We start from the raw sequence: 20,884 nt of genomic DNA, 5'->3' as shown, positions 1-20,884 counted from the left end.
TTATAAATATGGGCAATTTTTTGTTTTAGTTGCACTTGAAATGATTCCATCATAATTTCTAATGCAACAAAAGCAATAATAATAGATAAAAATACAATGTTTGTATTGTAAATGATTAAACAGCAGATTAAACCTAAAAAGGCTACGTATTCAATTATAAGAGGTATATTGCGTGGCATACAATTTACCTAACTAAATATGGCAGTGGATTTACTGCATTTGTTTTTTCAAAATTCCATTCTCCATTATGTAATTCAAAATGAAGATGTTGCCCGTATGAATGACCTGTGTTTCCCATATGACCTATTAATTGTCCAGTTTGTACTTGATCACCAGCTTGTACAGTGCGATCCTTCATATGAGCATAAACAGTTGTATATAATTTCCCATTGATTTGATGCGCAATGAAAACAACATTGCCATAGCTAGCTGAATAATAAGATTTCACAACTTTACCTGCAGCAGCAGCTTGGATAGAGACGTTTCCTGGAGCGGCAATATCTATACCATAATGCATTTGTTCCCAGCGTATATCAAAGGTTGAGCTAATTCTTCCTTGAGCAGGGAATTTGAAAGCAGCTGGAATTGATGAAGGTTGATCTGTTTTAGCTTGTGGTTGATTTTGTACTACATAGTGTTTTGCTACATATCCGTATCCTGTGCCAAAACGAATTTTATACCAAGTTCCTACAGTTTCTACTACTTGTACTTGTGTACCGTTTTGTAATGAACCGAGTAGAGCGCTACTTGTACTAGCGTTGCTACGTACATTTAGATTAGGTGTTGCAACAGTATATTTTGTATTACTTTGAACGGTGATTCCTTTTACTAAGGGTTGTGAACCATTAGAGATGAATGCTTTTTGTACGTAACCTGTTTGGCCATTATGCGATATTTTATACCATTCGCCTTGATCTTCTTGAACGGTAATAAACTTGCCATTTGGTAATACATCTAAAATGGAAGATTCTAAATTAGGTTCAGAGCGAACGTTTAATGCATTAGCATTAACGATGTATTGATCATTAGAATGAAGTTTGTTTTTTAGTAAAATAGCATCTTTTTGTACATAACCTACTTTATTATGAACAGATACTTTATACCACTCATTAGTTGTTTCAAGGATGTTCACTTTTGTATTAAAGCGAATTGTATCAATTGATGTGCTTTTTACGTTATCTTCTGTATGTAATGCTACTTGATCGACTTTGACATACCCAGTTTTAATATTAGATAATTGTTCAGCGTTTGCTTTTTGTACATTTGTTTCACCCATAGAAGGAAGTAAAGAAGCAATCGCTACAGTAGTTGCTGTTAAAGCAGTAGCTTTCATATTCATGGAATAGAGACCTCCTCTAGTTGTATAGTTGTAATTTTATTATAGTATAAAGATATAATATAGTGGGTGTATTCACATAAATGTAATATGAAATCAATATAAAAATAAATTTTTTGAGGATAATGATTCCTTCTTATGCAATTAATTGGGGTTTTATTTTCTAAAATAGAATGTATGTATTGTATAACTTTGATATTATGTTGATAATTAAGAAAATTAAAAAAGTTGATGATGTCTTATTAGGGTGTTATACTGACAGTGATAATTTTATAGTTTGCTAGGAGAGCTGGTGTTGCCAGCTGAGAGTAGGCCGTAAGCCTTTGATCCTTTTTATTACCTGATCTAGATTATGCTAGCGTAGGGAAGCAATTCGGACACTAACAATGAGTCCCCGTTTCTTTGCGTATAGAAACGGGGCTTTTTTATTTAAAAATTTCATATTGAAACCACTAGGGGTGCTTGATTTGCTGAGAGAGGAATAATCCTTAACCCTTACAACACCTGATCTAGGTAATACTAGCGAAGGGAAGTGGAACATCGAATAAATGTATAACTTTATTTGCTGTAACCACTTCTTATATATAGAAGTGGTTTTTTATTTAGATACATATATTGAAAGGGGATAGAGAAATGAAATTTTGCGATAGATTATTAGAAACTGTGCAACCGGTTTGGGAGATGAGTCATAATCATCCGTTTGTAGTGGGTATGGGAGATGGCACGTTAGAAAAAGATAAATTCCAGTATTATATTATTCAAGATTATTTATATCTGCTAGATTATGCAAAGTTATATGCGATTGGTGTTGTAAAAGCAACGAATCCACAAGTAATGGGAAAGTTCGCTGAACAAATTGATGGAATATTAAATGGCGAAATGACAATCCATAAACAATATGCAAAAAGACTTGGAATTTCTATAGAGGAGATAGAGTCTGCGAAACCATCTGCTAAAAATTTAGCTTATACAAATTACATGATGTCTGTATCTCAAAATGGCACACTTGCGGAATTAATAGCAGCGCTTCTTCCATGTATGTGGAGCTATTGGGAAATTGGAAAGCGTTTAAATGATATTCCTGGAGCAAGAGATCATGAGTTTTTTGGTGAGTGGATTCAAGGATATAGTTCGGAAGAATACGGTAATCTGTGTATTTGGTTAATAGATTTATTAAATAAAATGGCAGTTGGAAAGTCTGAGACAGAACTAGAAAGATTAGAGGAGATTTTCTTATATTCCAGTCGATTTGAATATTTATTCTGGGATATGTCCTATCGTAAGGAGATGTGGGGATTTGAGGAGCAAGAACATACTACAGTTTCATAATGTTTCTTTTCATTACGATGAGAAACCAATCATCCATGAATTAAATGCTTCTATACATGAGAAAGAGTTTGTCAGTATTATCGGACCGAGTGGATGTGGGAAAAGTACTTTATTTCGCCTTATTACAGGCCTAGAGAAGGTAAGTATTGGAAAGATAGAACTGACAGAAACAAAGCACCATCCTGTAGGATATATGCCGCAAAAAGATATGCTTTTGCCGTGGAGAACAATTATTGAGAATGCTGCTCTGCCGCTAGAGTGCCAAGGTGTACAAAAGAAAGAAGCACAAGTAAAGGCAAAGGAACTGTTATATAAATTTGGTTTACAAGGATATGAGACAAAACATCCGAAAGATTTATCTGGTGGTATGAGGCAACGCGTATCTTTTATTCGAACATTATTAACAGGCGGGGAAATATTGCTGTTAGATGAACCATTTAGTGCGTTAGATGCTTTAACGAAGGCCTCTTTGCAAGAATGGCTGTTTGAACAATGGCAAGAGTGGGAAAAAACAATTTTATTCATTACTCATGATGTTGAAGAAGCGTTATTTCTTTCGAACCGAGTTTTAGTAGTGGAACAGCAGCCGATAACGACTTTGACTGAGCGGATTGTACCACTTGATCATAACAGAACACGAAAAGATTTATATAAACCGGAAGTATTAGCGCTGAAAGATGAGCTTCTTAGTATGTTACAAAGGCAGGTACTTGTGTGATGAACCGATTGAAAGAATTAGTTCCTGCTATTACACTTTCTAGTATTTTACTAGCTGTGTGGGAAATAGGAGCAAGAATTGTAGATGAGATGTACATTTTACCGTCACCGTCTGCGATTGTAATGAAGATATGGAAACTAAAAGACATATTATTTACGGTTCATTTACCTGCAACGTTATACGTCGTTTTAATAGGTGTTGTTATTTCTATCGTATTAGGTGTAGGGCTAGCGATGTTAATGAATGCGAGTACATGGATGGAAAGAGCATTTTATCCATTATTAGTTGCTTCACAAACGATTCCGATTACTGCGCTTGCTCCGCTATTTGTTTTATGGTTTGGATACACAATTTGGAGTAAGGTTGTTGTCACAGTTTTAATTACGTTTTTCCCAATTGCGGTCAATACGTATGATGGACTGCGTAGTACGAAAAAAGAATGGGAGGAGCTCTTAGTTACATATGGAGCAACAAAAAGAGATATTTTTCTTAAATTAAAGTTGCCGTCTGCTCTTCCTTATTTTTTCTCAGCTTTAAAAATTGCAGTTCCGCTTAGTGTTATCGGAGCAGCAATTGGAGAATGGCTCGGTGCACAAGCTGGGCTTGGATATTTCAGTAAGAGAATGATGACACAGTTAGATGGAGCTGGCGTATTTGCACCTATTGTATTGTTATCATTATTAGCTATTTTCTTCGTCGTAATTATTTCCATATTAGAAAAGAAATTCATTAGTTGGAGGAAGTATTCATGAAATTTTTAAAGCGCATCTTTGTGTTTACATTATTAATTGCAATAATTGCAGGATGTTCGAGTAATTCAGCATCAGACAAAAGTAAAAAAGAGAAAGAAATAACAGTCATGTTAGATTGGTATCCAAATGCGGTACATAGCTTTATCTATGCAGCAATTGAAAAAGGATACTTTAAAGAAGAAGGTGTAAAGGTAAATATTAAATTCCCTTCTAATCCGACTGATCCATTAACGCTGGCAGCAGCAGGGAAGGTAACAGTTGGCTTGTATTATCAGCCAGATGTTGTTATGGCGAGAGCGAATGAGCAAATTCCAGTGAAATCAATTGGAGCTGTCGTACGTTCACCATTAAATCATGTTGTATCACTGAAATCAGCGGGCATTCAATCACCGAAAGATTTAGAAGGAAAAACAGTAGGATACTCTGGAACACCTTTAAGTGAGATGTATTTAAAAACGATGGTAAAAGAAGCTGGTGGTAATCCTGATACAGTGAAAGTAGTTGATGTTGGATTTGATTTAGTACCAGCATTAATTACGAAGAAAGTAGATGCGGTAACAGGGGCATACATTAACCATGAAGTACCTGTTATGCGTCATGAAGGCCATGAACCAGCGTACTTTAATCCAGCTGATTACGGAGTACCAAACTACCATGAGCTTGTGTTTGTAACAGGTGATAAAACGTTGAAAAAAGATAAAGAAGCGTTGCAAGCTTTCTTACGTGGTACGAAAAAGGGCTATGATTTCATGAAGAAAAACCCCGATGAAGCATTGAATATTTTATTAAATCATCAAGAAAAAGAAAACTTCCCACTTGTGCCAGAAGTTGAAAAGGAAAGTATGAAAATTTTATTAGAGAAGATGGAAACGAAAGATGAGCCATTCTTATCAGATTCAAAAGAATCTTGGGAGAAACAAAATAAGTGGCTGAAGGACAAAGGAATGACGAAAGAAACCGTCCCAGCCGATGAACTATTCGAAAATATTTTAAAGTAGGCGAATGAATATGAAAAATGAGCTCCACGTAATCTCAAATGGCCATATGCCATTCGAAGAGTTAGTGGATGTAGCGATGCAAATTGAGAGTGAGATTGATTATTTGCATATTCGTGAGCGTGAGAAGAGTACGAAGGAATTATATGAAGGTGTGGAAAGTCTATTAATGGAGGGCTTTCCGGCTTCTAAAATTGTCATAAACGATCGAATTGATATTGCAATTTTATTAAATATACCTCGTGTTCAACTAGGATATCGAAGTACAGATGTAAAGTCAGTGAAAGAAAAGTTTTCGTATTTGCATGTCGGTTATTCTGTGCATTCGCTAGATGAAGCAATAGTAGCTTTTAAAAATGGAGCGGATTCACTCGTTTATGGCCATGTATTTCCGACAGATTGTAAAAAAGGTGTGCCAGCGAGAGGGCTTGAAGAAATTTCAGACATTGCAAGGTGTTTATCTATACCGATTACAGCAATTGGAGGAATTACCCCAGAAAACACAGTGGATGTTCTTACTAACGGTGTAAGTGGTATAGCAGTTATGTCTGGAATTGTAAGTAGTAGTAACCCGTATAGCAAAGCGAAATCTTATAAGGAATCAATAAGAAAGTGGGCGGAAAAACATGTGTGAGAAGTATGATGTAGCGATTATTGGTGGTGGTGTAATTGGCAGTTCAGTTGCACATTTTCTAGCAGAAAGAGGACATAAAGTAGCGATTGTGGAGAAGCGAAGTATTGCATCGGAAGCTTCCAAAGCAGCTGCTGGTTTACTTGGTGTTCAGGCAGAATGGGATGCGTATGATCCGCTATTTGAACTTGCTAGAGAAAGCCGTGCTATATTTCCACAACTTGCAGCAGTTTTACGTGAAAAGACGGGTATTGATATTGGATATGAAGAAAAAGGAATTTATCGTATTGCTCAAAATGCAGATGAGAAGGAAAGAATTCTTCACATTATGGATTGGCAGCAGAAAACAGGTGAAGATTCTTATTTTCTAACGGGAGACCATGTGCGGGAAAAAGAGCCATATCTATCCGAATCTATTATAGGAGCAGTATATTATCCGAAAGACGGTCATGTTATTGCACCAGAGCTTACGAAAGCATTCGCACATTCTGCGGCAATTTCCGGTGCTGATATATATGAACAGGCAGAAGTATTTGATATCCGTATTGAAAATAATAAAGTGACTGGAGTTATTACAAGTGAAGGTATTGTCACATGTGAGAAAGTCGTTATTGCAGGTGGTTCATGGAGCACGAAGTTACTAGGTTATTTTCACCGTGATTGGGGTACATATCCAGTTAAAGGAGAAGTGGTTGCGGTAAGAAGTAGAAAACAACTTTTAAAAGCACCTATTTTTCAAGAAAGATTTTACATTACTCCAAAGCGCGGTGGACGTTACGTAATTGGGGCAACAATGAAGCCACATACGTTCAATAAAACTGTGCAGCCAGAAAGTATAACTTCTATATTAGAGCGTGCTTATACAATATTGCCAGCTTTAAAAGAAGCAGAATGGGAAAGCACGTGGGCAGGATTACGACCACAATCGAATCATGAAGCTCCTTATATGGGAGAGCATGAAGAAATAAAAGGTTTATATGCTTGCACGGGCCATTATCGAAACGGTATTTTATTAAGTCCTATTTCTGGTCAATATATGGCCGATTTAATAGAAGGAAAGCAAGAGAATCATTTGCTAGATTCATTGCTTTCTAGAAGCGTTTAGAAAGGGGATGGAAGTTTGAATTTAAAAATTAATGGTAACCAAATTGAAGTGCCAGCGAGTGTAAAAACAGTAGCTGAGCTACTTACACATTTAGAGTTAGATAACAGAATTGTTGTAGTAGAGCGTAATAAAGATATTTTACAAAAAGATGATCATACAGATACATCTGTTTTTGATGGAGACCAAATTGAGATTGTAACTTTCGTAGGAGGCGGTTGATTATGTTAAACATTGGACCATTTTCATTTCATTCTAGACTTTTATTAGGAACAGGTAAATTCCCTGATTTTGACGTACAGCAAAAGGCAATTGACGTTTCTGAAGCTGAAATTTTAACGTTTGCAGTACGTCGTATGGATATCTTTGATGCAAAGCAACCTAATTTATTAGAGAAACTTGATGTGAAAAAATATACGTTATTACCAAATACAGCAGGAGCAAAAAACGCTGAAGAGGCTGTTCGTATTGCAAAATTAGCAAAAGCCTCTGGGCTTTGTGACATGATAAAGGTAGAAGTTATTGGTGATGATAGAACGTTATTACCTGATCCGGTAGAAACGTTAAAGGCATCTGAAATGTTACTGGAAGAAGGATTTATCGTACTTCCGTATACATCTGATGATGTTGTATTAGCACGTAAATTACAAGAGCTTGGCGTGCATGCGATTATGCCAGGAGCATCTCCAATCGGATCAGGACTTGGTATTGTAAATCCATTAAATTTGAGCTTCATTATTGAACAAGCAACAGTACCAGTTATCGTTGATGCCGGTATTGGTAGCCCAGCTGATGCAGCATTTGCAATGGAATTAGGAGCAGATGGCGTGTTATTAAATACAGCTGTATCAGGAGCAAAAGATCCTATTAAAATGGCACAAGCAATGAAATTAAGTATTGAAGCAGGCCGTTTAGGATTTGAAGCAGGTCGTATTGCACGCAAGCGTTGTGCAACTGCAAGTAGTCCTTTAGAAGGAATGAGCGTAGTTGAATAATCGATATTCTCGCCAAGAACTATTTTCTCCAATTGGAGAAGAAGGACAGCAAAAGATAAGAGAAAAGCATGTGCTTATTATCGGTGCAGGTGCATTAGGTAGTGCAAATGCAGAGATGTTTGTAAGAGCAGGTGTTGGCAAGATAACAATTGTTGACCGTGATTATGTAGATTGGAGTAATTTACAAAGACAACAATTGTATGCAGAGAGCGACGTAAAGAATAATCTTCCAAAAGCTATAGCGGCTAAAAAACGTTTAGAAGAGATTAATAGTGATGTAACAATAGAAGCTCTCGTTCAAGATGTAACAGCTGAAGAGCTAGAAGAACTTGTTACAAATGTTGATGTAATTATTGATGCGACTGATAATTTTGAAACACGCTTTATTGTGAATGATATAGCACAAAAATATTCTATTCCATGGATTTACGGTGCATGTGTAGGTAGTTACGGTCTTTCTTACACAATCCTTCCTAGTAAAACACCATGTTTATCATGTTTATTACAGTCGATTCCGCTTGGCGGGGCAACATGTGATACAGCGGGTATTATATCACCTGCTGTATCTCTTGTCGTTTCTCATCAAGTAACAGAAGCTCTTAAACTGTTAGTAGAAGATTACGAATCACTTCGAGATGGGCTTGTATCGTTTGATATGTGGAAGAATGAGTATTCATGTATGAATGTGCAAAAGCTTCGCCAGCATAATTGTCCTTCATGCGGAGAGAATGCATTATATCCGTATTTAAATAAAGAGAACATATCAAAAACAGTAGTTTTATGCGGGCGAAATACAGTTCAAATTAGACCACCTCATAAAGATGAAATAAATTTTGAACAATATAAAGAGTTGTTGGAAGGTCGTGTGAATGATTTAAATATAAATCCATATTTACTATCATTTTCTATTGAAGACAAGAGGTTAGTCGCCTTTAAAGATGGCCGTGTGCTCGTACATGGAACGAAAGATATAAGCGAAGCAAAAACGATTTATCATCGCTATTTTGGATAGAAAAGGATGAGTGGGATGAAAGTGAATAAAGCTTTAACAATTGCAGGGTCTGATAGCGGCGGCGGTGCTGGAATTCAGGCAGATTTAAAAACATTCCAAGAGCTTGGTGTATACGGAATGACGGCTATTACGGCGATTACTGCTCAAAACACGCTTGGCGTTCAAGGGGTATATCCTGTTCCGTTAGAAGGTATTACAGAACAGTTGAATTCAATTGGTACGGATTTAACACCAGATGCAGTGAAACTAGGAATGTTATTTAGTAGTGAAATAATTCAAATTGTTGCAGAACAAATTAAAAAGTTTGGCTGGAATAATATTGTGTTAGATCCCGTTATGATTGCAAAAGGCGGTGCATCATTATTACAGCAAGAAGCAGTTCAAGCATTAAAAGAATATTTATTACCAGTAGCAACTGTTATAACACCGAATGTCCCAGAAGCAGAAGTGTTAACTGGGATGGAGATTCATAATGTTGAAGATAGTAAGGAAGCTGCAAAAGTATTGCACGAATTAGGTGCTAAATATGTGCTTATGAAGGGCGGACATGCAGAATATCAAGGTAATGAAGTAATTGATTTCCTCTTTGATGGAGAAGAATTTATTGAGTTTAGAAGCGAGCGAATTCCTTCAAAGCAAACGCATGGAAGTGGGTGTACATTTGCTTCAGCGGTTACAGCAGGACTTGCGAAAGGATACTCAATTCAAGATGCTGTTCAAGAAGCAAAACGATTTATTAGTATAGCAATTGAAGAGCCATTGAATATTGGTAGTGGCCATGGACCGACGAATCATTTTGCATATAAAGTGAATAGAACGCGTGCATAGGTAAGTGAAAAGCCAGTTTTATAACTGGCTTTTTTTCTGTTTACTTTTTCAAAATACAGGAGTAATATATCAGCCAGAATACATTTTTTTGTAAACGCTGAGTCCAATTATGGAGCGGAGGAACCAATTTGTGCGTAGGCACTAGGGGTGAATCTTTCAAGTTTGAAAGTAGGGCTACTCTCAAAGTCCGAATCCGACAGCTAACTTCGTAAGCGTCTTGAGAGAGGACGGTGCCATGATGGATACATCACTTCATCGATCTGATTAGTATAGGAGAATATCAATCTATGTTTGATTTCTTTTATACTAAGGAGGATGAGGTACATGGAACTAACACTTATTTGTGTTGGAGAAGAAAGTAAGGTAGATAGTTTAAGAGATCTAGTATCATTTCAACATGAGTTAATTATTTTTACAGCAAATGAAGAGATAGCGGCTGAAGTTAGGAATTGTGGGTTTGATTGGACTTATAGCTGCAGTAAGGAGCAGGACTTTACTAGTATTTGTGAGTGTATTAAGAAGGTGATTTTACTAGGGGATGAGCTTCCAATCGTTAGTTTTTTCACAGAACACATTCGCTTTTCTTTTCAAGCACCTATTACTGTTGTTACAAGGAATAAACGATATCCAGCGAGGCTCTATGAAACAATTGGAGCTAAGTTTGTCGTGTTTACAAATTGTGATAATATTTCTTTTTTATTTTTTGAATAGGGCGGGGGGAGAAATGATGAAGGTATTATTACTTGGAGATATAGCAAATCGTTGGGCAGTATCGGTAGAGCGAGTTCAAGAATTGGTTCAGATCGATCCCCTTTTTCCAGGGCCGTATATTATATTACCATCAAAAGATGCTTTGTATTTAGAGGTGGATATTACCGAGTATGAGCAGCTACATGCAGAATTGACACAAGTTTATATTCGCGGGAGAAATTTACGTGCATTTTTACGAGGAGAATAAAGGTTGAATAAAAAGAGCGAATGCTGAGTGCAACAAGCTATGCACTTCATCTCATTCGCTCTTTTTATTTCATATTTAAAAGGTCATTTTTAAGAAAAGAGAAGAGAAATAAAGAAAATAGATGAAATAATATTAATAATCTTCAATGTAAGCGTTTAAATGAATGTAAATATTATTATTTTCAGTAATTTACCCCTTTACAAGTGAAATATAGAGGAGTATATTTACTCTCATAAATCATTCATAAAATTTCCAAAAAAACCTAAAATCGCTGAGTTCCAGAAATGGAGCGGGGGAACCAATTTTGTGCATCGTCACTTGGGGTGAATCTTTCAGTTTTGAAAGTAGGGCTACTCTTTAGGCCCGAATCCGACAGCTAACCTCGTAAGCGTTTAGAGAGGAGGTTTACTTTTTGTTGTTCATTTTTTGAACACTGAGTAGAGCTCAGTGTTCTTTTTTAATATTCAGATGGTAAATTTTAACAAAAACAAAGCGAGGGATAGCTATGTTAGATGTTGTAATGGTCGGGATTTTTATTTTATTAGTTGCATCAATGGCAAGTCTTGCAAGTTGGTCAGATAAAGTTGTGAAAGAAGGAAAGCAATCATGATGATTGTCTTATCAGTTATTGTCGCAGCAATTACAGTGTATTTAGTGTATGCATTATTAAATCCAGAGAAGTTTTAATTAGGGGGGAATCATTCATTATGATTTGGGTTGCAGTCATTATTACAATGCTCTTGTTTATTTTAGTAGCAAAGCCAATGGGGATTTATTTAGAAAAAGCTTTTCAAGGTAGCAAAATGCTAGATAAAGTATTCGGGCCTTTTGAAAAACTTATTTTTAAAATTACGGGTGTAAAAGAATACAATCAAACGTGGAAACAGTACGCATTATCATTAGTTTTACTCAACGGATTTATGATTGTTATTGTATATTTCATTTTCAGATTACAAGGTGTGTTGCCGCTAAATCCAGCGCATATTGAAGGGATGGAGCCTACGCTCGCTTTTAATACAGCGATTAGTTTTATGGCTGATACAAACTTACAGCATTATAGCGGTGAAAATGGTTTATCCTATTTATCACAATTAATCGGGATTACATTTTTAATGTTTGCGGCACCAGCAACGACATTGGCGCTCGTTATGGCTTTTATAAGAGGACTTGCTGGAAAAGAACTTGGTAACTTTTTCGTTGATTTTACGAGAGCGTTAACGAGAGTGTTTCTTCCTATCGCATTTATTGCGGCACTAGTTTTTGTCGCACTTGGCGTACCGCAAACGTTAGATGGAGCGGTTACAGCACAAACGATTGAAGGTGCAAAGCAAAGTATATTACGTGGACCAGTTGCATCATTTGTTTCCATTAAGGAACTTGGAAATAACGGCGGTGGATTTTTCGGAGCAAACTCTACGCATCCTTTTGAAAATCCAGGACAAATGAGTAATATTTTGCAAATGATGCTTATGATGTTATTACCAACAGCACTTCCATTTACGTACGGACGAATGGTAGGAAATAAAAAACAAGGTCGCATCCTTTTCGTGTCACTATTTATGGTATTTTTACTAGGGTTTATAACGATTACGACATCTGAACTAAACGGGAACCCGGCATTAAATGGAATGAGTATCGAACATGTACAAGGAAGTACAGAAGGGAAAGAAGTACGATTTGGAACAGTATTTTCTTCACTATACGCAACAGTAACGACAGCTGCTGAAACTGGGGCTGTTAATACGATGCATGATACGTTAACACCAATTGGCGGTCTAGTTCCACTTGTAAATATGATGTTAAATACAGTGTATGGCGGCGTTGGAGCAGGCTTTGTAAACATTATTATGTATGCAATTATCGCGGTGTTTATATCTGGGTTAATGGTTGGACGGACACCAGAGTTTTTAGGTAAAAAGATTGAAGGTAAGGAAATGAAATTAATCGCGGTCACGATTTTATTTCATCCATTGCTCATTTTAGGATTTTCGGCATTAGCTCTTTCAACAAATTTAGGGACGGATGCTATCTCTCATTCCGGTTTTCATGGTTTAACGCAAGTTGTATATGAATATACATCGTCAGCTGCGAATAACGGATCTGGATTTGAAGGATTAGGAGATAATACACCGTTTTGGAATATTACGACTGGTTTAGTTATGTTTTTAGGACGCTACTTCAGTTTAATTACGATGCTAGCAGTGGCAGCTTCGCTGAAAGAAAAAACGGTAGTGCCAGAAACAGTCGGAACGTTCCGTACAGATAATAGTTTATTTGGTGGCATCTTCATCGGAACAATTGTAATTGTCGGTGCATTAACATTCTTCCCGATGTTAGTACTCGGTCCAATTGCAGAATTTCTTACATTGAAGTAATGGAGGGTAAATGATGAGACCGGTAGTAGTAAAAGAAAAACAATTAAATGAGTCACAAATACATGCTGTAGAAGATGAAGTTAGACAAGCGAAAACGATGGATCGTGATATCGTAACACATGCGATGAAGCAATCCGTTGCGAAATTGAATCCGAAAGTCATGATAAAGAATCCGATTATGTTCGTTGTGGAAATTGGATTTATCATTACGTTCATTTTATCTTTTCTTCCAAGTAGTTCTAGTAGTATACCAGGTTGGTTTAATATAACAGTTTCTCTCATTCTATTATTTACAGTTTTATTTGCGAATTTTGCAGAAGCATTAGCAGAAGGTCGTGGTAAAGCGCAAGCCGATTCTTTAAAGCAGTCGAAGAAAGATGTGTTTGCAAATATTGTAAAAGAAAATGGAGACATTGTCCAAGTTTCAGCAACTGATCTTACAAAAGGTGACGTTGTTATCGTAAAACAAGGAGAAATGATTCCGAATGATGGCGAAGTAATCAAAGGATTAGCATCTGTAGATGAATCTGCAATTACAGGGGAATCAGCTCCTGTTATAAAAGAAGCAGGCGGTGATTTTTGTTCCGTAACAGGTGGAACGATGGTCGTAAGTGATGAAATTACAATTGTCATTACGAGTAATCCTGGTGAATCATTTATCGACAAAATGATTTCTTTAGTAGAAGGAGCTGCTCGTCAAAAAACGCCGAATGAGATTGCTTTAAATACAGTATTAACGAGCTTAACTCTTATTTTCTTGATCGTCGTTGTGACGTTGCCGATTTTTACAAATTATTTAGGGTTTCAAATTGATACTGCTGTGCTAGTTGCATTATTAGTTTGTTTAATTCCAACGACAATTGGTGGTTTGCTATCAGCGATTGGTATTGCTGGGATGGACCGGGTGACAAAATTTAACGTGTTAGCGATGTCAGGGAAAGCAGTAGAAGCTGCGGGCGATATTAATACAATTATTTTAGATAAAACAGGTACGATTACTTTTGGGAATCGAATGGCTCATACATTATTACCTGTAGGAAATGAAACGATTGAGCAAGTTGGAAAGTGGGCCGCTATTAGTTCTGTTTTAGATGAAACACCAGAAGGTCGATCTGTTATCGAGTATGTGCAGGGAAAATCTATATCATATAATAGAGAACTTGCAGAACAAGGTGAGTTTGTTCCGTTTAAAGCAGAAACGAGAATGAGTGGTGTTGATTTACAAGACGGAACGAAAGTGAGAAAAGGTGCTGTAGGTGCCGTTATTGAATGGGTTGAGTCACAAGGCGGAATAATTCCGAAAGATGTAAATCAAAAAGCAGACTTAATTTCAAAAGAGGGCGGAACACCACTTGTAGTTGCAGTAGATAATCGTATTTACGGTTTAATTTATTTAAAGGATACAGTAAAACCGGGTATGCGTGAGCGTTTTGAACAGTTACGCCAAATGGGGATTAAAACGGTTATGTGTACAGGTGATAATCCGTTAACGGCAGCAACGATTGCAAAAGAAGCTGGAGTAGATGAATTCGTTGCTGAGTGTAAACCGGAAGATAAAATTGCTGTTATTAAAGCAGAGCAAGATAAAGGGAAACTTGTAGCGATGACAGGTGATGGTACAAATGATGCTCCGGCATTAGCGCAGGCCGACGTTGGATTAGCGATGAACAGTGGTACGACAGCAGCGAAAGAAGCGGCCAACATGATTGATCTAGACTCGAATCCAACGAAAATTATTGAGGTTGTAGGAATCGGTAAGCAATTATTAATGACGCGAGGTGCTTTAACGACGTTTAGTATTGCGAATGATATAGCGAAATATTTTGCAATCATTCCAGCAATGTTTACACTTGCGATTCCGCAAATGGAAGCATTGAACATTATGAAATTAACATCACCACTGTCAGCGATTTTATCAGCATTAATATTTAACGCTGTTATTATTCCATTACTCATTCCGTTAGCGATGAAAGGTATTGCATATAAACCGATGAGTTCTAATGCATTGCTTAGCCGAAACTTACTTATTTATGGGCTTGGTGGAGTTATCGTTCCGTTCATTGGAATTAAGGTAATTGATATGATTGTCGGCTTGTTTATATAAGGAAGAGGGGAAAAAGATGGAGAAGAAACAAAGTATACTATCACCAATTATCCGTATTACTTTTACATTTCTAGTATTGTGTGGACTTGTATACCCACTTATTGTTACTGGTATTGCACAAGCAGTGATGAAGGATAATGCGGATGGAAGTCTAATATATAATGATAAAAATGAAGTGATTGGTTCTAAATTAATTGGTCAAAACTTCACGGATCCACGTTATTTTCAAGGGCGTGTTTCTAGTATTGAATATAAGGCTGAAGCATCTGGTTCAAATAACTATGCACCATCTAATCCAGATTTAGCAAAGCGAGTAGAGAAAAGTATTGCGGACTGGAAGGAAAAAAATCCCACTGTTCCAGTCACAGAAGTACCGATAGATTTAATGACAAATTCAGGTTCAGGGCTAGATCCGGATATTAGTCCAAAGGCGGCTTCCGTACAGGTAGAGCGCATCTCGAAATTAACGAGAATCCCGAAAGAATCGCTGGATCAGTTGATTAAAGATCAAACAGAAGGTGCAGCACTTGGTTTATTTGGAGAAGATCGCGTGAACGTTTTAAAGTTAAATTTAGAATTACAGAAACTACTGAAATAGTAACAGTGCTACCTCAATCTAATGGATTGAGGTAACGTTGTTTCGAATGAAAGGTAGTGTTTATTTTGTATGCAGATGATTATGAACCGAAGTTTCAAAGGCGAACGCCAGAGGAATATTTAGAATATATTCGTCAGCAAAATCGCGGAAAGTTAAAGCTATATGTCGGAGCAGCTCCAGGCGTAGGAAAAAGTTATAAAATGCTCTTTGATGCAAGAGAAATGAAAAAAGATGGAATTGATATTGTAATTGGTTTAATTGAAACGCATGGAAGAAAAGAGACGGAAGAAGCAATTGCTGATTTAGAAAAAGTTCCTTTAAAAGAAATACAGTATAAAGGAAAGGTATTTTATGAGCTTGATGTGGAAGGAATAAAAAAACGCGCGCCGCAAGTAGTCGTAGTGGATGAACTTGCTCATAGTAATGTTCCTGGTTCTAAATATAAGAAACGTTATATGGATGTGCAGGAATTGTTAGAGGCTGGTATATCGGTATTATCAGCTTTTAATATTCAACATTTAGAAAGTGTTCATGATATTGTAGCTCAAATTACGAATGTAAAAGTAAGAGAACGAATTCCAGATTTTATTTTACAAAAAGCAAATGAAATTCAGCTCGTTGATGCAACGCCTGAGGTATTAAGGAAGAGACTAATAGACGGAAAGATATATAAAGAAGAAAAAATTCAGCAAAGCTTACAAAACTTCTTTACACTTAATAATTTAGGAGCACTTAGGGAATTATCACTTCGAGAAGTTGCTGATGATATGGACGAGAAAATTAGCCAAACAGTAATAGAACCAATTGGCGTAAAAGAAAAAATTCTCGTTTGTGTACAATACAGTTCAACAGCGGAGAAATTAATAAGACGGGGATGGCGCATGGCTGATCGGTTAAATGCTGAATTGTACGTATTAAACGTTGAGAGGGAAAATATAGATTCTATTTCAGCTGGAAAAAAGCAGACGATTGAAGAGTGGAAATCGTTAACCAATCAATTTGATGCGAGTTTTGTATTAGAAGAGGCGAAAGGGAGAAAACCAGCGGATGTTATTATTGAAGTCGCAAGAAGATTACAAGTGACGCAAATTTTACTTGGACAATCTGCAAGAACAAGGTGGGAAGAAATACGAAAAGGCTCTATTGTAAATGAAATTATGAGACAAACAAAGTATATTGATATTCATATTGTTGCGGATCAAAGAGGGTAAAATAGAGCCGACATTTTGGGGGCTCTATTTTAATTTTTGTACAGCATGAAAACTTAGCATTTTCATTGCATATAAGATTACAAGTAAAAACATAATTGCGCCTAGGAAGAAAATCCAAAAGTAATTTTGGTTAAATAAAAGAAATCCACCTATAAGTGGCCCTGTACCCATACCAAGATAGCGGATGAAGTTGTATATACCGATAGCTGTTGCACGCTCTTGTATGAATTCTTCTGTTAATAAAGTAGTGTGAGTTGGCATAGAAAGTCCCATACTAAAACCGTACAAAGATGTAACGATAATGATGAAGGGGATATTGATGCTATATGTGAAAGAGAATAAAACGACACATATAATATTGAAGAAACTCGTAATAAATAAAGCTTGCTTTGTTGTGAGGCGTTTTTGCAAAAACTTGTAGCAAAAACTTCCTAGCATGATAGAAAGAGACATTGGTACAAACATAAGACCAATTTTATTTACAGTTAAATGAAATGAATTTGTTAAAATACTCGGTAAAAAAACGAGAAAGCAAAAGTAAATACAAAATTGAATGAAGCCAATAAGAGTAATAGAAAATCCAGTTTTATTTTTTAAGATAAGAGAGTAATTCTTTTGTGCTTTAGACTGCTTAATTACATTTGGCTTTGTTTCTGGAAGTAGTGAAATGTTTATCATTAATAAGATAATGCCAAGTGTAGATAAAAAGAGAAATACAGATAAGTGACCATTTATACTGCCAAGATAACCACCTATGAGAGGAGCCATTGCAGGTGCGAGGGCAAGTAACATTTGGTATAGGCTCATCGCTTCTCCGCGTTCTTTTCCTTCAAATAAATCGCCGATAATCGTTGCTGAAACTACAGGTATAGCCGCTATTCCTATAGCTTGAACAGCTCTAAAAAAGAGAAATAAATAAATGTTTGCCGAAAAAGCACATCCGATTGAAGCAATCGTACTAATAATTAAACTAGGAATAAGGACAGATTTTCTCCCTTTTGTATCAATTAAAGGGCCATATATGAGCTGCATAATCGCAAGAACGAATGTAAAAAGTGAAACTGTTACATTTACAAGATAAAGAGAAGTATGAAAAGAATTTTGAATCATCGGTAAGATAGGTGTGTAAATATTTTGAGCGAAGGAACCGAATAAGGCACTAATACAGATAACATATAAAATGAAATTTAGTTTAGATTTTTTCATCTTGTTAACCCCCTTGTAATTTAGTTTCCTAGGAAACTAAATTTATTTTAACATGATTTTCTCACTTGTAAAGATGAAAAAATAATTTTAAAATGGTATATAGTTAAATTGTTTCTTCGGAAACTTAGGAGGCGAACGGATTGAAGCATGCAACGAAGCAAATGGAAATACTGTCGGACATTCGTACACTTTTGCATAAAAAAGAAGAACATTTAAAACGACAAAACGAGAAGTTTCTTCGTGAGACAGGTGTAAGTAGTATGTCTTTATCTGAGTTACATGTAATCGAATGTATCGGAAAAAATGGTTTGATGAATGTAACGGCAATTACGACAGAAATGGGCATGACGAAGGGAGCAATCTCTAAAATTTGTACAAAGTTGTTTCAAAAGCAATTCGTTGAGAAGATGCAAATGTTAGATAATCAAAAAGAAATCTTCTTCCGCTTAACGGAAAGTGGGAATGAAATATATAAAGCTCATGAAAAATTGCATAAGCAAGCTGAAGAAAAGTGGTTGTTACTTTTAGATGGATATACGAAAGAAGAGCAAGACTTTATTCAAAGGTTTATAAAGGATGTCTCCGATCATTTGGAAATATAATTGGAAGAAAAAACTCCTTTTTCTCAAGTCTTTTAAATATAATTTCTGAAAGAACTCATATATAATAGAAAAAGATACTTAACATGGTGAATAATTAAAGAGTCAATATATATAGAGGAGAGAGTAACATGCTTGAAAATACGGGGTTAGTATTAGAAGGCGGCGGTATGCGTGGTGTGTACACGGGCGGGATATTAGAATACTTTATGGAACAAGATTTATATTTTCCATATGTAATCGGTGTATCAGCTGGTGCTTGTCATGCAGCGTCGTATCTTTCCAGACAAAGAAATAGAAATAAAACGGTCAATATTGATTATGCATCACATCCGAAATATTTATCGTATAAAAACTTATGGAGAAAACGGCAGTTATTTGATATGGATTTCATTTTTCATGAAATCCCAGAAAAGCATGTTCCGTTTGATTTTGAAACATACTTTAATAGCCCGGAACGTTTCCTTGTAGGAACGACGGATTGTGAAACAGGACAATCAGTTTATTTTGAAAAAGAAGGAACGAATGATGATGCGCTAAATTTATTACAAGCGTCTAGTTCATTGCCTTTCATTGCACCGGTAGTAAATTATCGTGGTAAGCAGTTATTAGATGGCGGGATTTCTGATCCAATTCCAGTTCGTAAAGCACAGGAAGATGGATTTGAAAAATCAGTCGTTATTTTAACGAGAAATCATGGTTACGCGAAGAAAAAATCAAAATTCGGATGGATTGCAGGAAAAGCTTATAAAAAATATCCGAATCTTGTTAACACGATGCTCAATCGTTATGAAGTGTATAATGAAACACTTCACTATATTGAAAAAGAAGAGCAAGCTGGTAATTTATTTGTTATTCGCCCAGAAGTGCCGCTTCAAGTAGATCGTATGGAAAAAGATAAAGCAAAACTACAAAATTTATACGAGCAAGGCTATGAAGATGCAAAGAGACAGTTTGCAGATTTAAAGGCGTTCTTGCAAAAATAAGTATTAGGCTGCGGAGAAGAGTTTCTCCGCAGCTTTTTTATATTGCTACTTATACGTTACTTTTTAAAAATGTATGAATGTTTAAGTGTTTAAAGAGTTTGTAAAACACCGGGGTTTCTTGTTGAGGAGAATTTATTTGAAGGATATTATGATGATGTAGCGCTACTAAACTATTAAATTTATGAGGTGATTGTTAATGAAAGGAAAAGTTTTTTCAATTACGACTTTAGTATTATTAGCAACATCAACCTCAACAAGTGCATTCTATCCAACTCTAAGCGGTAACCTACTATCTTACAGAGCTCAAACTACTACGAATCAAAATGCATCTCGTTGTTCAGTAGCAATTTCTTTTATTAAATCAAATGGAAATAATTCATATATTGAAAGCGCTTCATACAAATTAGGATCCCATGAATCTGGAAGAGTATTAAACGCAACTGTGAGTAATGGTGCATATAACGCCTTTGGTGCAAAAGGACTATACTCGGAGCATTATGCAAATGAGAATAATGACTATCAAGAAGATACACACAAAGGTACTTTTGATAGTAATGGTAACTTACGATTACAGTGGTAAAAAGCATTAAACAGTTGTCTTTATAAATATTTAGATAAGGAGAAGGGGATGTTCATCATCTCCTTCTTATTTAAAAGGAGCACAGACATGTACCTAGCTTTTAAAAATATAAAAAGCAATAAACTGTTTTTCTTAATTCTCCTTATGTCATTTTTTATTTCTTTTCTTTCTATATCAATAGCCGCACTTTTAACAGAGTCTAAACGAAACTTTATATCTGCTTTTCAAATCGGTTTTCCAGAGAAGAACCAAGTTTTAACTGTTCCGATAGCGAATGCAACTGAATTGGAAGAGATAATTCCTTTCATACAAGATACTTTCGTTAAAAGTGATATTTATGTAGAGCATTTAAAAGCATTAAATAGTTCAGGGGCAACAAAGATCATAGCTGTGAATTTAAAAGATGATTATTATTGGAAGCCATATATTTCTGAAGGACAATATTTTCATCGTGAAAATGTAAACGATATGGTTGTTGGCGATCAAACGAATGTAGAGGAGTTATATGAATTTGATGATACATATAAAAAAATAGGAACTATATCAAGAAAAGACAGTGACGTCGGTGT

Annotated in this window: 23 protein-coding genes, 1 pseudogene and 4 riboswitches; of the genes and pseudogenes, 22 read left to right on the top strand and 2 right to left on the bottom strand. The window is 36.0% G+C overall.

Translation table 11 applies throughout. The annotated features are described in order from the left end of the window. Positions 1–184: 184 nt before the first annotated feature. Positions 185–1,339 (bottom strand): SH3 domain-containing protein, encoded by a 1,155-nt coding sequence (locus tag ACQGS6_RS10565; protein WP_001056032.1) that lies wholly within the window; start codon positions 1,337–1,339, stop codon positions 185–187. A gap of 269 nt (positions 1,340–1,608) precedes the next feature. After that, positions 1,609–1,720, top strand: a riboswitch (TPP riboswitch). A 60-nt stretch (positions 1,721–1,780) separates the two neighbouring features. After that, a riboswitch (TPP riboswitch) is annotated at positions 1,781–1,884 on the top strand. Between the two features lie 85 nt (positions 1,885–1,969). Between ACQGS6_RS10565 and tenA the strand changes: the two genes are divergently transcribed. The 18 genes from tenA to kdpDN all read left to right on the top strand — a co-directional run bounded on the left by tenA (position 1,970) and on the right by kdpDN (position 16,944). After that, positions 1,970–2,665 carry a thiaminase II gene (gene tenA / locus ACQGS6_RS10560; protein ID WP_000666830.1) on the top strand — a complete coding sequence of 232 codons (696 nt, stop codon included), beginning with the start codon at positions 1,970–1,972 and terminating at the stop codon, positions 2,663–2,665. Then, entirely contained in the window at positions 2,634–3,383 is a 750-nt protein-coding gene (locus tag ACQGS6_RS10555) for an ABC transporter ATP-binding protein (RefSeq protein WP_001256788.1), read from the top strand. Before tenA ends, ACQGS6_RS10555 begins: the two co-directional genes overlap by 32 nt. Further along, positions 3,383–4,135 carry an ABC transporter permease gene (locus ACQGS6_RS10550; protein ID WP_001080856.1) on the top strand — a complete coding sequence of 251 codons (753 nt, stop codon included), beginning with the start codon at positions 3,383–3,385 and terminating at the stop codon, positions 4,133–4,135. Before ACQGS6_RS10555 ends, ACQGS6_RS10550 begins: the two co-directional genes overlap by 1 nt. Beyond that, positions 4,132–5,133 (top strand): ABC transporter substrate-binding protein, encoded by a 1,002-nt coding sequence (locus ACQGS6_RS10545; RefSeq protein WP_000670416.1) that lies wholly within the window; start codon positions 4,132–4,134, stop codon positions 5,131–5,133. The genes ACQGS6_RS10550 and ACQGS6_RS10545 overlap by 4 nt, the downstream gene beginning before the upstream one ends. Before the next feature lie 10 nt (positions 5,134–5,143). Then, positions 5,144–5,764 (top strand): thiazole tautomerase TenI, encoded by a 621-nt coding sequence (gene tenI, locus ACQGS6_RS10540; protein ID WP_000787155.1) that lies wholly within the window; start codon positions 5,144–5,146, stop codon positions 5,762–5,764. Continuing rightward, positions 5,757–6,866 (top strand): glycine oxidase ThiO, encoded by a 1,110-nt coding sequence (thiO, locus tag ACQGS6_RS10535; protein ID WP_000333316.1) that lies wholly within the window; start codon positions 5,757–5,759, stop codon positions 6,864–6,866. The genes tenI and thiO overlap by 8 nt, the downstream gene beginning before the upstream one ends. Positions 6,867–6,881: 15 nt before the next feature. Then, positions 6,882–7,085 (top strand): sulfur carrier protein ThiS, encoded by a 204-nt coding sequence (gene thiS, locus ACQGS6_RS10530; RefSeq protein ID WP_001049502.1) that lies wholly within the window; start codon positions 6,882–6,884, stop codon positions 7,083–7,085. A 2-nt stretch (positions 7,086–7,087) separates the two neighbouring features. Further along, entirely contained in the window at positions 7,088–7,858 is a 771-nt protein-coding gene (gene thiG / locus ACQGS6_RS10525) for a thiazole synthase (protein ID WP_000931981.1), read from the top strand. After that, positions 7,851–8,870, top strand: coding sequence for a thiazole biosynthesis adenylyltransferase ThiF (thiF, locus tag ACQGS6_RS10520; protein WP_001065421.1), 1,020 nt, complete (start codon positions 7,851–7,853; stop codon positions 8,868–8,870). Before thiG ends, thiF begins: the two co-directional genes overlap by 8 nt. Positions 8,871–8,885: 15 nt before the next feature. Next, positions 8,886–9,698 carry a bifunctional hydroxymethylpyrimidine kinase/phosphomethylpyrimidine kinase gene (gene thiD / locus ACQGS6_RS10515; protein ID WP_000867377.1) on the top strand — a complete coding sequence of 271 codons (813 nt, stop codon included), beginning with the start codon at positions 8,886–8,888 and terminating at the stop codon, positions 9,696–9,698. Between the two features lie 85 nt (positions 9,699–9,783). Continuing rightward, a riboswitch (cyclic di-AMP (ydaO/yuaA leader) is annotated at positions 9,784–9,929 on the top strand. Between the two features lie 93 nt (positions 9,930–10,022). Beyond that, a complete protein-coding gene (locus tag ACQGS6_RS10510; RefSeq protein ID WP_000424067.1) occupies positions 10,023–10,409 on the top strand; it encodes a hypothetical protein in 387 nt (128 codons plus the stop codon). Positions 10,410–10,422: 13 nt separating this feature from the next. Beyond that, positions 10,423–10,656: a hypothetical protein gene (locus ACQGS6_RS10505; protein ID WP_001985933.1), complete on the top strand. Its 234-nt coding sequence runs from the start codon at positions 10,423–10,425 to the stop codon at positions 10,654–10,656. A 259-nt stretch (positions 10,657–10,915) separates the two neighbouring features. Then, positions 10,916–11,061, top strand: a riboswitch (cyclic di-AMP (ydaO/yuaA leader). Positions 11,062–11,161: 100 nt separating this feature from the next. Next, a complete protein-coding gene (locus ACQGS6_RS10500; RefSeq protein ID WP_000887894.1) occupies positions 11,162–11,266 on the top strand; it encodes a SipW-dependent-type signal peptide-containing protein in 105 nt (34 codons plus the stop codon). Then, complete coding sequence (kdpF, locus tag ACQGS6_RS10495) at positions 11,263–11,343, top strand: K(+)-transporting ATPase subunit F (protein WP_000973728.1); 81 nt, start codon at positions 11,263–11,265, stop codon at positions 11,341–11,343. Before ACQGS6_RS10500 ends, kdpF begins: the two co-directional genes overlap by 4 nt. Before the next feature lie 20 nt (positions 11,344–11,363). Beyond that, positions 11,364–13,031, top strand: a complete 1,668-nt coding sequence (kdpA, locus tag ACQGS6_RS10490; RefSeq protein ID WP_000638319.1) for a potassium-transporting ATPase subunit KdpA — start codon at positions 11,364–11,366, stop codon at positions 13,029–13,031. A 13-nt stretch (positions 13,032–13,044) separates the two neighbouring features. After that, positions 13,045–15,135, top strand: coding sequence for a potassium-transporting ATPase subunit KdpB (gene kdpB, locus ACQGS6_RS10485; protein WP_001247998.1), 2,091 nt, complete (start codon positions 13,045–13,047; stop codon positions 15,133–15,135). A gap of 16 nt (positions 15,136–15,151) precedes the next feature. Further along, positions 15,152–15,733: a K(+)-transporting ATPase subunit C gene (gene kdpC, locus ACQGS6_RS10480; RefSeq protein WP_000412597.1), complete on the top strand. Its 582-nt coding sequence runs from the start codon at positions 15,152–15,154 to the stop codon at positions 15,731–15,733. Between the two features lie 56 nt (positions 15,734–15,789). Further along, a complete protein-coding gene (gene kdpDN, locus ACQGS6_RS10475; RefSeq protein ID WP_001999108.1) occupies positions 15,790–16,944 on the top strand; it encodes a KdpD-like non-kinase potassium sensor in 1,155 nt (384 codons plus the stop codon). Positions 16,945–16,968: 24 nt separating this feature from the next. Here kdpDN and ACQGS6_RS10470 read toward each other — a convergent pair whose 3' ends face one another. After that, complete coding sequence (locus ACQGS6_RS10470; protein WP_000748709.1) at positions 16,969–18,150, bottom strand: MFS transporter; 1,182 nt, start codon at positions 18,148–18,150, stop codon at positions 16,969–16,971. 140 nt (positions 18,151–18,290) lie between these two features. On the opposite strand from ACQGS6_RS10470, the gene ACQGS6_RS10465 reads away from it, so the two are divergent. The 4 genes and pseudogenes from ACQGS6_RS10465 to ACQGS6_RS10450 all read left to right on the top strand — a co-directional run. Next, positions 18,291–18,752: a MarR family transcriptional regulator gene (locus ACQGS6_RS10465; protein ID WP_000679678.1), complete on the top strand. Its 462-nt coding sequence runs from the start codon at positions 18,291–18,293 to the stop codon at positions 18,750–18,752. A gap of 128 nt (positions 18,753–18,880) precedes the next feature. Continuing rightward, positions 18,881–19,735, top strand: a complete 855-nt coding sequence (locus ACQGS6_RS10460) for a patatin-like phospholipase family protein (RefSeq protein ID WP_000892673.1) — start codon at positions 18,881–18,883, stop codon at positions 19,733–19,735. Positions 19,736–19,931: 196 nt separating this feature from the next. After that, on the top strand, positions 19,932–20,315 hold the full coding sequence (locus tag ACQGS6_RS10455; RefSeq protein WP_048567882.1) for a hypothetical protein: 384 nt from the start codon (positions 19,932–19,934) through the stop codon (positions 20,313–20,315). Between the two features lie 87 nt (positions 20,316–20,402). Continuing rightward, a pseudogene (locus tag ACQGS6_RS10450) lies at positions 20,403–20,884 on the top strand (ABC transporter permease); the annotation flags it as partial.

Origin of the sequence: Bacillus sp. GMs2/2, assembly GCF_050172095.1 — a bacterium.
Lineage (GTDB): Bacteria > Bacillota > Bacilli > Bacillales > Bacillaceae_G > Bacillus_A > Bacillus_A cereus.
This window is presented reverse-complemented; position numbering and strand designations above follow the sequence as displayed.

Excerpts from the sequence above, each read along its gene's own strand:
- kdpF (WP_000973728.1), top strand. The coding sequence starts at position 11,263 with ATGATGATTGTCTTATCAGTTATTGTCGCAGCAATTACAGTGTATTTA.
- ACQGS6_RS10470 (WP_000748709.1), bottom strand. The coding sequence starts at position 18,150 with ATGAAAAAATCTAAACTAAATTTCATTTTATATGTTATCTGTATTAGT.
- tenI (WP_000787155.1), top strand. The coding sequence starts at position 5,144 with ATGAAAAATGAGCTCCACGTAATCTCAAATGGCCATATGCCATTCGAA.
- ACQGS6_RS10460 (WP_000892673.1), top strand. The coding sequence starts at position 18,881 with ATGCTTGAAAATACGGGGTTAGTATTAGAAGGCGGCGGTATGCGTGGT.
- thiG (WP_000931981.1), top strand. The coding sequence starts at position 7,088 with ATGTTAAACATTGGACCATTTTCATTTCATTCTAGACTTTTATTAGGA.
- kdpC (WP_000412597.1), top strand. The coding sequence starts at position 15,152 with ATGGAGAAGAAACAAAGTATACTATCACCAATTATCCGTATTACTTTT.
- ACQGS6_RS10565 (WP_001056032.1), bottom strand. The coding sequence starts at position 1,339 with ATGAATATGAAAGCTACTGCTTTAACAGCAACTACTGTAGCGATTGCT.
- kdpB (WP_001247998.1), top strand. The coding sequence starts at position 13,045 with ATGAGACCGGTAGTAGTAAAAGAAAAACAATTAAATGAGTCACAAATA.
- ACQGS6_RS10505 (WP_001985933.1), top strand. The coding sequence starts at position 10,423 with ATGATGAAGGTATTATTACTTGGAGATATAGCAAATCGTTGGGCAGTA.
- ACQGS6_RS10545 (WP_000670416.1), top strand. The coding sequence starts at position 4,132 with ATGAAATTTTTAAAGCGCATCTTTGTGTTTACATTATTAATTGCAATA.
- thiD (WP_000867377.1), top strand. The coding sequence starts at position 8,886 with ATGAAAGTGAATAAAGCTTTAACAATTGCAGGGTCTGATAGCGGCGGC.
- thiO (WP_000333316.1), top strand. The coding sequence starts at position 5,757 with ATGTGTGAGAAGTATGATGTAGCGATTATTGGTGGTGGTGTAATTGGC.
- kdpA (WP_000638319.1), top strand. The coding sequence starts at position 11,364 with ATGATTTGGGTTGCAGTCATTATTACAATGCTCTTGTTTATTTTAGTA.
- ACQGS6_RS10500 (WP_000887894.1), top strand. The coding sequence starts at position 11,162 with ATGTTAGATGTTGTAATGGTCGGGATTTTTATTTTATTAGTTGCATCA.
- ACQGS6_RS10510 (WP_000424067.1), top strand. The coding sequence starts at position 10,023 with ATGGAACTAACACTTATTTGTGTTGGAGAAGAAAGTAAGGTAGATAGT.
- tenA (WP_000666830.1), top strand. The coding sequence starts at position 1,970 with ATGAAATTTTGCGATAGATTATTAGAAACTGTGCAACCGGTTTGGGAG.
- ACQGS6_RS10455 (WP_048567882.1), top strand. The coding sequence starts at position 19,932 with ATGAAAGGAAAAGTTTTTTCAATTACGACTTTAGTATTATTAGCAACA.
- ACQGS6_RS10550 (WP_001080856.1), top strand. The coding sequence starts at position 3,383 with ATGAACCGATTGAAAGAATTAGTTCCTGCTATTACACTTTCTAGTATT.